Source organism: Algoriphagus ratkowskyi, assembly GCF_002150505.1.
In the GTDB taxonomy this organism is placed as follows: Bacteria; Bacteroidota; Bacteroidia; order Cytophagales; family Cyclobacteriaceae; genus Algoriphagus; species Algoriphagus ratkowskyi.
Map to the genome: position 1 here is coordinate 91,355 of NZ_MSSV01000004.1, position 13,113 is coordinate 104,467.

At 40.1% G+C, this 13,113-nt stretch carries 11 protein-coding genes and 1 tRNA gene; 5 read left to right on the forward strand and 7 right to left on the reverse strand.

The window, feature by feature from the left end; translation table 11 throughout:
- Positions 1-64 precede the first annotated feature (64 nt).
- The 6 genes from BVH02_RS05870 to BVH02_RS05890 form a co-directional block, all read right to left on the reverse strand.
- Entirely contained in the window at positions 65-1,264 is a 1,200-nt protein-coding gene (locus BVH02_RS05870; protein WP_086500122.1) for a glycoside hydrolase family 57 protein, read from the reverse strand.
- Positions 1,261-2,550, reverse strand: coding sequence for a glycosyltransferase family 4 protein (locus BVH02_RS05875; protein ID WP_086500124.1), 1,290 nt, complete (start codon positions 2,548-2,550; stop codon positions 1,261-1,263). The genes BVH02_RS05870 and BVH02_RS05875 overlap by 4 nt, the downstream gene beginning before the upstream one ends.
- Positions 2,551-2,556: 6 nt before the next feature.
- Positions 2,557-4,476 (reverse strand): amylo-alpha-1,6-glucosidase, encoded by a 1,920-nt coding sequence (locus tag BVH02_RS05880; RefSeq protein ID WP_086500126.1) that lies wholly within the window; start codon positions 4,474-4,476, stop codon positions 2,557-2,559.
- A 108-nt stretch (positions 4,477-4,584) separates the two neighbouring features.
- Positions 4,585-4,725: a hypothetical protein gene (locus tag BVH02_RS21630; RefSeq protein ID WP_205635711.1), complete on the reverse strand. Its 141-nt coding sequence runs from the start codon at positions 4,723-4,725 to the stop codon at positions 4,585-4,587.
- 93 nt (positions 4,726-4,818) lie between these two features.
- Positions 4,819-4,894, reverse strand: a tRNA-His gene (locus BVH02_RS05885).
- A gap of 77 nt (positions 4,895-4,971) precedes the next feature.
- On the reverse strand, positions 4,972-6,315 hold the full coding sequence (locus tag BVH02_RS05890) for a dihydroorotase (protein ID WP_086500665.1): 1,344 nt from the start codon (positions 6,313-6,315) through the stop codon (positions 4,972-4,974).
- Positions 6,316-6,363: 48 nt separating this feature from the next.
- Here BVH02_RS05890 and BVH02_RS05895 point away from each other — a divergent pair, with 48 nt between their 5' ends.
- The gene (locus BVH02_RS05895; protein WP_086500128.1) at positions 6,364-7,734 is read left to right on the forward strand and encodes a DEAD/DEAH box helicase; all 1,371 of its coding nucleotides are present in this window, start codon (positions 6,364-6,366) and stop codon (positions 7,732-7,734) included.
- Positions 7,735-7,806: 72 nt separating this feature from the next.
- Complete coding sequence (locus BVH02_RS05900) at positions 7,807-8,970, forward strand: alpha/beta fold hydrolase (RefSeq protein ID WP_086500131.1); 1,164 nt, start codon at positions 7,807-7,809, stop codon at positions 8,968-8,970.
- Between the two features lie 95 nt (positions 8,971-9,065).
- Here BVH02_RS05900 and BVH02_RS05905 read toward each other — a convergent pair whose 3' ends face one another.
- Positions 9,066-10,367, reverse strand: a complete 1,302-nt coding sequence (locus tag BVH02_RS05905; RefSeq protein WP_086500133.1) for an amidohydrolase — start codon at positions 10,365-10,367, stop codon at positions 9,066-9,068.
- Positions 10,368-10,513: 146 nt separating this feature from the next.
- On the opposite strand from BVH02_RS05905, the gene BVH02_RS05910 reads away from it, so the two are divergent.
- The 3 genes from BVH02_RS05910 to gldA all read left to right on the forward strand — a co-directional run bounded on the left by BVH02_RS05910 (position 10,514) and on the right by gldA (position 13,041).
- Entirely contained in the window at positions 10,514-11,212 is a 699-nt protein-coding gene (locus BVH02_RS05910; RefSeq protein ID WP_086500142.1) for an SDR family oxidoreductase, read from the forward strand.
- A gap of 172 nt (positions 11,213-11,384) precedes the next feature.
- Complete coding sequence (locus BVH02_RS05915; protein ID WP_086500145.1) at positions 11,385-11,903, forward strand: peroxiredoxin family protein; 519 nt, start codon at positions 11,385-11,387, stop codon at positions 11,901-11,903.
- A gap of 229 nt (positions 11,904-12,132) precedes the next feature.
- Positions 12,133-13,041 carry a gliding motility-associated ABC transporter ATP-binding subunit GldA gene (gene gldA / locus BVH02_RS05920; RefSeq protein ID WP_086500149.1) on the forward strand — a complete coding sequence of 303 codons (909 nt, stop codon included), beginning with the start codon at positions 12,133-12,135 and terminating at the stop codon, positions 13,039-13,041.
- Positions 13,042-13,113: the final 72 nt, after the last annotated feature.

A 13,113-nucleotide genomic window follows, 5' to 3' on the forward strand; every position in this document is an offset into this window, starting at 1 on the left:
GAAATGAAAAAAGACCGAAGTCCCGGTCTTTTTTCATTTCAGATTTGATTACTAAAAAGGTAAATTACTTGGCAGTTGTAATTTCTTTTAACCTAAGTTTAAAGTCACTCAACACATTCATATAATTGATGAATGCATCGTACGGGGAATCGTATGGGCTGAAATATGAGTGTATATCTCCATCAGAGAAGAATTTTGTGCACATGTAATAAAAATGATCTGATGTCTGAAGATAAACCCAATCTCTTTTGATGTCAGAATCCTTACACTCTTTGACCAAAGATTCCAAAGCGTATAGTTTGTCAAATGCTTCATCTTGAAGATCATTACCAAGCCAAGCAGTCAGATCTCGCTCTTCATCTGCCCATGAAATAGGAATTGGAACATGAATTTTCCCAACAGCTTTGGCATTAGCAACTACTTCAGAAGGAGTGGAGAATCTAAAATTAGTCCTGCTAAGTACTGCATCCGGAAGATGTCTCATGAAATCGAAAATTCCTGTCTCGGCCCATTGATGTTCACCAAAAGTTTCATAATCCATGAAGAGATTGATCACTTCTTCTTCCTGTGGTACTGCAGATATCCATTTCACAAATTTATCAGTAGTAAGTGGATAATCTGCCCAAGTTTTATTTCCAAATCTAAAAGCGATATCATCACTTAATTGAAAGTTTTTCAACAGTACCTTTAGATTTGGATCAATGCTATTAGTGTACATATAATTGGGGCTTTTCCATCCCAATATATGTTTTGCGCCTTCTGTCAAGGTAGCGTCATAGCCAAGCTCTGCGATCATAGCACCAATCTCATCTGAGTAAATGAGCTCTGTATTTCTAAAAACCTTTGGAGTATAGCCGTTGAATAATTCTTGAATCTTTTTAGTGTGCTTAGCTACTGTCTCTTTAAAGGCTTCTTTACTTTTAAGTGCAACCAATGAGTGTCCATAGGTTTCATCTAGCAGTTCCACGTTGCCAGTCGCAACCAATTTCTGGAAGCTTTCCAGCACATCGGGAGCATAAGCTTGCATCTGATCAAGAAAGACTCCTGACATGGAAAAACTTACTTTGAATGCCCCGTTATACTTATGAATGAGCTCCAATAATAGGGCATTCATTGGCAGATAGCATTTCTGGGCTACTTTTCGCATGATACTTTTGTTAGAAAAGTCATCCCAGTAGTGATGATCATCGCCGATATCGAAAAATCTATATGGCTTCAAGCGAAACGGCTGATGTACCTGAAAGTAAAAACAAATGGTTCTCATGATTTTGTAGCTAATATATTTTGATAGACTGTGACAAGTTTGGCAGCCACATGCTCCCATTTTAATTTCTTCAATTCTTCTGTTCCCAACTCCTTAAACATTTTGGAAATCCCTTCATAGTGGAGTAAGGCAAAAGTGGCATCTGCCATTGCATCTATATCCCAAAAGTCTACTTTAATAGCATTATCAAGAACTTCTGCTACCCCTGATTGCTTAGAGATAATCACTGGTGTATTGTGTCGCACAGCTTCCAAAGGAGAAATACCGAAAGGCTCAGATACGGATGGCATCACGTACACATCTGAGATAGCGTACATGTGATCTACGTCATCTCCTTTGAGAAATCCAGTAAAGTGGAATTTATCAGCCATTCTGAGTTCAGCGACACGATCAATCATACGATTCAGTAAATCGCCGTTTCCAGCCATCACAAAGCGAACATTAGGATCTCTTTCCAACACTTTCTTGGCAGCTTCCACAAAGTATTCTGGGCCTTTCTGAAAAGTAATTCTTCCTAAGAAGGTTACTATCTTTTCAGGCACTCTTTTGTTATAGGTTGATTTGATTATTGAAGCATCTAATACTGCATTATGCAGTACGCTGATTTTATGTGCAGGTACTCCATATTTCTTTATTATCGTGTTTTTGGTGAGCTGACTAACTGCGCAGATGTGATCTGCAGCATGCATTCCTGCACGCTCTATATCGTACACTGGCTTATTGACAGAATCTCCCGATCTATCATATTCAGTGGCATGGACATGCGCAACCAATGGCTTGCCACTGATTTCTTTTGCTGCAATTCCGGCAGGAAAAGAAAGCCAATCATGGGCATGAATAATATCAAAATCACTTCGGTCTCTAGCTATTTGAGCACCTGTAATGGCATATCTGGAAACTTCCTCCATCAAATTTTTACCGTATTTCCCGCTAAATTCATACTTGCTGGAGAAAATACTTTCATCCACATCTGTACGATCATGAATTGCGTAGTCCGTAAACTTCTGATATTCTTCTGGGCCTAAATAAGGCACTAGAAAGCTACTAACTTCGAGGTAGGTGAGGTTTTTCCAAATGGATTTGAATTTTTTCTCCTTATAATCAATAGTGATATCGCTGGCATTTACAAAATCAGCCATCGGCTCCTCATCTCCCCATAGTTTAGGAACAACAAAGATTATTTCCTGATTGTGATGGACCATTCCTTTTACTAACCCATAACAGGCTGTGCCCAATCCTCCGGAAATATGTGGTGGAAATTCCCACCCAAACATTAATACCTTCATGATTCCTTAATTAATTTTTTTAACCAAATCCATCATTCTCAACAACTCTGCTACGCTCCATGCTTGGGATACCGCACCTTTAGATCTATGAGGAGGATCTCCGTCATATATTTCGGCTACTGTTCCAATGCCGTATTGGGTCATCACTTCATCAAATCCTTTTATTAGCTTATTGACCATATTAAGGCCTGATTTTCCGTGGATTTTCAAATATCCTTCTACAAAATGCCCCAAAGGCCACACCCAAACTGTACCGTTGTGATAGGCTTCATCTCGACTTATCTGATCTCCAAAATAATATCCTTTATAGCCAGGGTCATCTGGAGAAAGAGATCTTAGCCCTCTAGTGGTGAGTAGTTTTGACTTGACTGTTTCTAGGATGGCATCATTTTTTTCTTCATCCAGCATAGTGTAAGGAAGAGATGTGGCAAATACCATGTTGGATCTGATATCCCAGTTTTTTTCTTCTCCATTAATGTAATCAGCCAAATATCTATATTCATCAGACCAAAATTCTACTGCAAATGTTTCTTTGGTCTTAGCTGCCATAGCAGCTACCTCTTCATCTCCTGTCAGTTCGTGATAAAAGCACAAGGCGTTATACCAAAGCGCTTGAATCTCCACAGGACATCCAATTCGTGGTGTTACCGGGCCGTCGGGCGTGACGGCATCCATCCAAGTGAGTGCCTTGCCTTCTTCTCCACCATACACTAAGCCGTTATTTTGGACATGAATATTAAAATCGGTTCCATTTCTAAAACCATCAATGATACCTTTCATTTTCTCTAGATATCGAGTTTTGATAGTTTTAGTATCCTTGGTGTACAAGATGTACTGTTGCATCGCCCAGAAATACCAAAGAGGCGCATCAATCGAATTCATGTTGAAATTTACCCCACTTCCAACATTTGGAAATAGGGGGCCTTGCAAATCTTTGGACATAGTGTCCATGACTGCCAAAAATGTCTTGTAGTTTCCAGTAGATAAGGTAAGACCAGGTAAAGCGATAAATGTGTCCCTTCCCCACCATCCAAACCATGGATATCCAGCTATTACCCTTGTTTCCCCATCGCGTAATCTGATAAATTGTCCGGCAGAGTTTTTAAGACAGTTTTCAAAATTATTACGTGGAATTCTTCTCTTTATTTCTTTTTGAAAAGCTGATTGCCTGGTTGTAGGGTCAGCTTCTGTCAATCCGGCTGAGAAAATTACAGACTCACCTTTCTCAATTGAAAATTCAAAATATCCAGGTACAAAGAGGTCTTCTTGGTAATCGTAACCTCTTTCTCGCTCTAGTATATATTCTACATTGCGGAACCAGTCTGGATTGGATACAAATTCTGCTTCTTTCGACACTTGTAAAAAAAGTGGGTCATATACATCATAGAGTTGAAATGATACGCCGTTTGGTACTTTATTAAACTCCTTATTTATATCATCATTTTCTTTGCATAGTGAGTGATATCCTCTGAAAGCTAAAAATGGTGAGATTCTAAGTGTAGTAGGAGAGTGGGCTTCCAGCAAGGTATAGCGAATCATCACACGGTCTCTATTTGTGTCGAGGATCAATTCCTTTTGCAAAAGGACACCACCAACTCGGTAAGTTAGTTTCGGAATCGGTTCTGAGTCAAAATCCTTGAGGTATTTATGTCCTCTAGGAGAATAATTACCGGGGAACTTACTAATGCCCAGATTGAAACTTGCGCCATGTTGAATAACAGTCTCGTGAACAGTCGAGAGCATTACATGGTTTTCAGTGTTGATTTGAGGCTGAGGGGCAACTAGGAGACCATGGTATTTGCGCGTATTGCAACCAATAATACTGGTGCTGGTGTAAGTGCCCGACCGATTCGTTCGAATAGTCTCTCTATCCAAAGAGTAATTGAGATTGATAAGCTGTGCTTTATCGAAGTGTATATAACTCATGTCCAAAATTTCTATGTTGCTAAAAATAGAATTTTGGGCGGACAAGAAAAACGAATCACTAAAAAATAAAGGTTATGTTTTCATAACCTTCTGTTTTTAATCGAATTTTTAAGAATGAATCGCCTCTTTTTGGATTTCTTCGAAATTTCTTAGCGATTCTTCAAACTTCAACAAGTAACTTTTTGCCAATCTGATATTGATTGGCTTTACCTGAGGGAATTTTGGCGAAGTTTTGAACAAAGTAAACATCTGAAGTTGGTTTAGGTCTGGCAGAAATGGTCAAATGTTGTGCCAATAGACTCCCTTTTAAAAATAAAGCCCCTCATTATGAGGGGCTTTTATGGGTGAAAGACCGGGTTCGAACCGGCGACCTCTGGATCCACAAACCAGCGCTCTAACCAACTGAGCTACAATCACCATGTAATCCTTTTGGATAGGTTTCTTCCAAATGGTCTGCAAAAGTAATAATTATGCTGAATCAGTGCAAGACGATTCCTAAAATTTTCCTGAAAATTTAAGACGTTCTCCATTTCTTTCTTCATGGAACGTTCCATTTTCAAACGCCAAATGTCCAGAAACAACTGTATGTGTGACCTTTGACTGGAAAGTATGACCTTCAAATGGTGACCAACCACACTTAGATAATATATTTTCTTTTTCTACTTTCCATGGATTATTTAGATCCACGAGGACCAAATCAGCATAATAGCCTTCCCTTATGAATCCTCTTTCTTCCATTCTGAACAGGGTGGCAACGTTATGAGACATTTTCAACGCGATCTTTTCCAAGGTTATTTTGCCTTGATGATAAAAGTCAAGCATCGCAACTAAGCTGTGTTGATTGAGCGGCCCGCCTGACGGAGCTTTGGTGTAGGTCTGGGCTTTTTCTTCAATAGTGTGTGGAGCATGGTCTGTAGCTACTACATCTATCCTTCCGTCAAGTACAGCATTGAAAATAGCATCTCTATCCTTGGATGTTTTTATTGCAGGATTCCACTTGATCAGGTTTCCTTTGGCTTCATAATCTTCCTCAGCAAACCACATATGATGAATGCAGGCCTCTGCAGTGATTTTTTTCTCTGCCAGAGGTATAGTATTGGTGAATAGCTCTAATTCTTTCGCTGTACTAACGTGCAGAATGTGCAGTCGTGTGCCGTGCTTTTTAGCCATTGCCACAGCCCGGCTAGAAGCATCGTAGCAAGCCTCTTCGGATCTGATTTTCGGATGAAGTTTTACTGGGATTTCATCGCCGTAAATAGCTTTCATCTCTTCGAAATTAGCTTTGATGATGTCGTCGTTTTCAGAGTGAATTGCGATAAGCGCTTTACATTCTTTGAATATTCCTTCTAGAGATTCTATATTATCTACCACCATATTTCCGGTGGATGAGCCCTGGAAAATTTTTAAACCACAGACTTCTTTGAAATCTACCTTCATGATTTCATCCAAATTGCTATTGGTAGCTCCCATGAAAAAAGAGTAGTTCGCCAAGGAAACTTCTGCAGCTCTAGCATACTTTTGCTCAAGCAATTTCATGGTAGTCGCTTGTGGAATTGTATTCGGCATTTCCATATAGGAAGTAGTGCCTCCTGCTACTCCCGCTTTTGCCTCAGTATAGATTTCCGCCTTGTGTGTAAGTCCTGGTTCTCTGAAGTGTACCTGATCATCAATTAGTCCTGGAAACAAGTGTTTTCCCTTCGCGTCAATATGAATGTCAGCCTTCTCTCCATTGAGGTCTTCTCCCAATTTTGAAATTCTTCCATTTACTACTAACACATCGCCAAGACTTATCCGGCCTTCATTGACTATATTTGCACCGGTGATCAGAATACTTTTCATCATTTACTCCTTTTAAGGTTTTACTAATTCAACCAAAATTAACGAATCATGAGCAATGAGGCCTCAACTTTTGAAGCATTTAAGCTAAATCGACAGCTATTAAATGCCATAGCAGATGCTGGATATGTTCATCCTACACCAATACAAGAGAAAGCAATTCCGCTTGCCCTTGCCGGTCATGATGTATTGGGAATTGCTCAGACGGGTACTGGAAAGACAGCTGCCTATGTTTTGCCGCTGCTCATGAAAGTGAAATATGCCCAAGGAGATCACGCTAGAGCAGTGATTATGGCGCCTACACGTGAATTGGTGATGCAGATCGAAGAAGTAGTAGTTCAGCTGTCAGCAAACACTGACCTAAGAATGGTAGCACTTTATGGAGGATTGGGTCCAAAGACTCAGATTGAAATCCTGGAAAAGGGAGTTGATATCATAGTGACTACTCCAGGGAGATTTCTGGATATCTATAGAAAAGGAAAAATCCTGACGAAGGAAATTAAAACCTTGGTTTTGGATGAAGCTGACAAAATGATGGATATGGGCTTTATGCCTCAAATTCGATCGATTTTGGAAGTTATTCCAGTGAAGAGACAGAACTTACTGTTCTCAGCCACTTTCGGCGAAAGAATAGATCGTTTTGCTGCTGAATTTTTAGAGTTTCCGGAGCGCGTGGAAGTTACTCCTCAGGCAACTACTGCTGAAACTATTGGACAGGTTAAGTACCTAGTGCCAAATATTAAGACCAAACTCAGTCTACTTGCTCAGCTGTTTAAGAATGAGGAGATCAATAGAGCGATCATATTTACCCGATCTAGAAGAAATGCGGAAGAGGTTTTTGCCTTTCTTAGTCATCGCAGTTATGGTGAAGTTCGTGTGATCCATGCGAATAAAGGGCAGAATACGAGAATTAATTCTATTGAGGATTTCAAAGGAGGCGATGTGCGGATTCTTGTTGCTACGGATGTTGCCTCCAGAGGTTTGGATGTGACGATGGTGTCCCATGTGATCAATTTTGATGTGCCTTTGATCTATGAAGATTATGTACACCGAATCGGTCGAACAGGAAGAGCTGAAAAGGAGGGCAAAGCAATCAGTTTTGTGAATCCTGCTGAGACGTATCACTTCGAAAAGATAGAAGAGATAATTCGGATGACTGTGGAAGAAGCAGAAATCCCTGCTGAAGTTGAAATCACTCCAACACCTTATGAGGAGAAACAAGCCTATGCTCGTGAATTAGACCGCTTGATGCAGCGTGACAATCCTGATTACAAGGGAGCTTTCCATGAGAAAAAGGCGCTGCCTCATGCTCACCCACATAAAGAAAAAGAAGAGGAGAAGAAGCGTGGAAATAAAAATTCGAAAGCCAAGACCAATAGAAATCAGCTAAAAACTAAGAATCAGAAGAATAAGGGAAAATAGTATTCAGTTAATTTTCCGTAAATACAATTATTAATCAGTTGATGATTCAGCTGAAAAGGCAAAATTCAGGGCATGAGACTAGCTCTGAATTTTGTCTTTTTTATTTTTAAGATACATGCGGGGCAATTTTTGGTCCCTTACGACCATCATCTACCCGATTCAAGGAAAATCGAAATTCAAGTTGAGTTTTTAAATGAGTTTGATGCGGAGAAGGAAACTGTGTTTTTCTTAGAGGATGCGTTTGATGACATTTATTTGCCTTTTTATGAATTGCTGGATTTCTCTGAGTCCAGCAATTTTGTTTTGATCAAGGGGAGAAAGGATAATGAGGAGCTAAAAAGAGGCGTGATGCTTTCTGGAAGTCCAGATTATCAATTGGCGTACAAGCTTTACAATCAGGATCAAGTCGCACGCGATATCGAAGTGATCAGGCAGGAACTAATCGGGGACGAGCAGGTAATTTTGCTGGGATATTCTTCTTCAGCCATGGTGTTACAGCATTATTTGTCTCTATATCCGAATCATGTCAGTAGGATGATCAGCGTCAATCCTTTGGTTTTTGATATCCAGAAGAACTTGAGCTTTCCTTCCTCAGGATTGTCGTTCTCAGATTTACAACTCAGTGGTGAGCAGCAGGTTGATTTCAGTTATTATGCAAATTTCGATAGAGAAAATCAGAGTGGAAATTCCTTACCCAAAGAGCACATAATCGATTTTTTGACTTTTCAGAAAGTATTGACTGGACTAAGTACAAATCAGGATATAGCCAGCAATATTCCTTTAATGGTGAGGTTGTTTGAGCATGGAATCGCGCTTTCTGGTTTTCAAGATTCTGAGCAAAAGTCCAACTCAAGTCTAGAAGCAATGAAAAAAGGGAGTAGTCCAATCTGGGAGGCTTATCATACTAGTAACTTTGATTTCTATGGAACCAACTACGATCGATTATTGGAATTTGAGGGAAAAATGACCTTAATCGGAGCAGCTTTTGATCAATTAATTTATCCCAAATCTTACGATGTGCTTGCAGAGTATTATTCTAATTGCACGTTGTTGTTGCTCAGAGACGGTCATGGGCTGCAACAAGCTTTGGGTTTGCCCGGTTTCAAGGAATTGTTAAACGCATTCATTTCAAATGACACTGCGGGGAAGATTTCTGCCTACAAAATAATTTCTGATAAGAACTTCATCTTCGAAAAATATCATGAGGGAGCGTTTAAAGTTCCTCCCCTTTTTTGATTCAAAATTGAGTAGAAACACAAAACCCGATTCATTAAGAACCGGGTTTTTCATTTTCTAAATACTTATTTCTTAATACTACTGTATTAATTTTCTTACTTTTTCATCCCCATATAATCCACCACAAAGTAGCTCATCACTCGAACACCCAGTGTAAATCCACCTTCATCTATAAAGAAACCAGGCGTATGGTGTGACGGAGTTGTTACTGGATCACCGCCCTTTTTCATGCCGCCGAGATTGATGAATAGACCCGGCTTTTCTTTTTGAAAAAAGCTGAAATCCTCTGCTCCAGTGACTGGGTCATTGTATATCACATTGGCCTCACCTGCTGCTGCCTTGAGAGTTGGAATCATCTCAGCGGTAAGCTCCGGATTATTTACTGTAGATGGATAAAGTTTTTTGATCGTCACATCCGCGGTTGCTCCGGCACTCTTTGCGATATTCGTAGCAATTTCATTTATCCTTTTGTGTACCAAGGTTTGCTGTTCATCTCCGAAGGTTCTGATGGTACCGATCATCTCTACATCTTCAGGTATGATATTCTGACGGATGCCACCATGAATTGCGCCGATGGTCACCACTGCTGGGTCTTTGGTGATATTCACGTTTCTTGAAAGTATAGTCTGAAGTCCCATGACGATCTGAGCACTCGTGACAATTGGATCGACACTTGACCAGGGAGATGCACCATGTGCCTGGCGTCCATTTACTTTAATATTCAGGATATCCACCGCAGCCATAGCTGGACCGGAGCGGTATCCGATTTTTCCAACTTCCATTTGTGAAGCGATGTGTAAGCCGAAGACTGCGTCTACGTCTTTCATTACCCCCTCTTTTACCATAAGTTCTGCACCTGCGATATCATCTCCATCTACTCCCTCCTCCGCAGGCTGAAAGATAAACTTCACACTGCCACTTAGGTCATTTTTCATTCCTGCCAACACCTCAGCGACACCCATAAGAATAGCTACGTGCGTATCATGTCCGCAAGCATGCATTACGCCTGTTTCTTGACCATTGTATGTTGCAGTATTGACTGATTTGAAAGGAAGATCATTTCGTTCTGTCACAGGAAGTGCATCCATATCTGCTCGAAGAGCAACCATTGGACCTGGCTTACCGCCTTTCAATACACCAACTACACCTGTGACAGCTACATTTTCAGTAACATCCATTCCTAGCGAGCGAAGATGATCTGCGACGATTTTTGCTGTTCTGGTTTCTTCATTTCCCAACTCAGGATGCATGTGAAAATCTCTTCGCCACTCAATTACCTTTGATTCTATGGCTTTAGCCTTTGTATCTATAGTGGGGCGAAGTGAGGATTGTGCCATAAGCGTTCCCGATCCGATTATCATCGGTACTAGGATTAGGGGGAGTAAAAATTTTTTCATGGTCGGTGGTTTCATTTGTTGTTATTCAAATTTAGAAAAATGTATTAATGCTCAAGCTTTTTATCTCCGTTAGGCTGAAAACTCTTTTCGAAAAGAACTATTTGAGCCCAATTGCTTTTGTACTATAAATCATAACATAAAAAAGTATGCAACTCAATAATCAAATAGCTGTCGTCACTGGCGTCAGCAAAGGAATTGGACTAGAGCTAGTTAAGCTTTTATTAGATAAAGGAACTGTCGTAGCTGGCTGGGGAAGAAATAAGCCAGACTTAGCACATCAAAACTTTCATTTTTTCACGTGTGATGTGGCAAAAGAAGAATCTGTGGAAAATGCTTTTCAGCAAACCACAAGCAAACTAGGTACTGATATCAGGATATTAGTAAACAACGCAGGATTTGGAGTGGCTGGAGATACGGAGTCATTTTCTTCGGAGGATTGGAAAGCCATGTTTGATACTAATGTGCATGGGATTTTCTACACAACCAAAAGACTTATTCCCGGGATGAAAGCTGCTGATGAAGGACATATTTTGAATGTGGCTTCGATAGCTGGACTGAATGGAGTGTCGAGTATGGCTGGATATGTTGGTACTAAGCATGCCGTGCGTGGAATTTCTCATTCATTTTATATGGAGCTAAGAGATTTTGGAATCAAAGTATCCACAATTTACCCAGGGTCTGTTCAAACAAGTTTCTTTGATGAGATAGAAGGGACGAATGCAAACGAGAATATGATGCGACCTGTAGATGTGGCCACGACGATGGTTCAAACTTTAGAGACACATCCTAATTACTTCGTGGCAGATGTAGAATGCAGACCATTGAGACCAAAAGGGAAGAAGTAGGCCAAGTAGTGCAATCGTATCTTTTAGGAGCTACTACTATTATGCTTGAAGAAGTTTCAGGCTATTGTACGTAATTCATTCTAATTCGTGTGTCAGCGTTTTCGCAGACCTAGAATTGTTTTGAGTGAGTTAAGTGTTAAATTTGCGCAAGATTATTCAACAGACCAAAGCAATGAAAAAGACAAATTTAATTATCCTTCTTGTCGTCCTTATAGGTGGCGGAACATATTTGGGTTATCTATCACAGATTGGAACTACAGCAGAAGCTTCGAGCTTGACGGCGCCAAATGCCCTTCCTAACTTTACTTTAAATAATATAAATGGGGAGCCAAAGTCAATTCACAAGTTGGCTGAAAATAAGCCTACACTATACATCTACTTCAACTCTACTTGCCACCTTTGTCAGGATGAACTAGCTGCGATTTCTAAAAGAATAGCGGAGTTTAAAGAATACAACTTGATATTTACGACGGTAGAGCCAGTAGAAGAAATGATTGGATTTGTAAATGGCCTTGGAATTAAAGACAAAAGCTATGTGAATTTCTTGCTTGATCCTAGAATGGAAGTGGCTAGTTTCTATCAGATCCGAAGCGTTCCCTCCATTTTTGTTTATGACGGTAAACAGCAATTAGTTGGACAGTACGTAGGTACTACAGAAGTTGATCTTTTGCTTGAAAAGTTGGGAAGCTAGAATTTCTTAAAATAATAGATAAAGCATTTTGCCTAATTAGTGTATTGTAAATTAGGTGTTTATATAAGCTTGTATTTCAAATACACCATAGCGTGTAGTTGGAATACAAGCTTTACTCTTTTAGTAGGAGCGGAAAAGCAAAATCATGCCTACAACAATCATTTTCAAATGCACCTCTACTAAGGGAAGCTCCATATTTTTCTTACTTTTGACTGACTAAAATAGCTACATGTCCTTAGAAGTCTCCAATCTCACTAAACTGTACGGAAATCAAAAAGCGCTTGATGAAGTGTCTTTTTCGGCAAAGCCGGGAAGGATTCTTGGTTTTTTGGGGCCAAATGGTGCGGGGAAATCCACCACGATGAAAATCATAACCGGGTTTTTGTCAGCAGACTCAGGCGATGTGAAAGTGATGGGAATAGATGCTCTAAATTCAATAAAGGAAGTTAGCCGATTGATAGGTTATTTACCTGAGCATAATCCACTTTACCTTGATATGTATGTGCGGGAATTCTTGGAATTCTCAGGCGGATTGTATGGGCTTTCTGGAAATCACTTAAAATCCAGAGCCAAAGAAATGCTTCATCGCACAGGGCTGGAGCCAGAGCAGCACAAAAAGATTGGACAGCTTTCCAAAGGCTATCGCCAGCGTGTAGGCTTGGCAAGAGCATTAATCCATGATCCGAAAGTGATTATTTTGGATGAACCCACCACAGGTTTGGATCCCAATCAATTGTTGGAAATCAGAAACCTGATTCAAGAAGTAGCCAAGGACAAGACGTTAATCCTTTCCACGCATATTATGCAGGAAGTGGAGGCAATTTGCCAGGATGTGGTCATCATCAATAAGGGCAAAATACTCGCTGCAGACTCTCTCTCCAACCTTAAATCTAATTCTGATGAGACGATTTTGATTCTGGAGACCGAAGAAGAAATGGCTCTAGATTGGTTCAAAAATGTAGGTAAGGTTGAATATGGGCTAAAAGGAAAAATGGAATTACTTATTTCTATATCAGATCCAACTACGGCGAGAAAAGCTATTATGCAAATACTCCATGAGCGTTCATTAAATCTGATCAGCCTCAATCAAAGCAAAAAAAATCTGGAAGTAATTTTCCGAGAAATTACCAAGGCCTAAGTATGAAATCGAGCATTACGAAAGCGACTCACAGCCAGTGTTATTTTATCTGCGAGATTTCATCCCGAATAA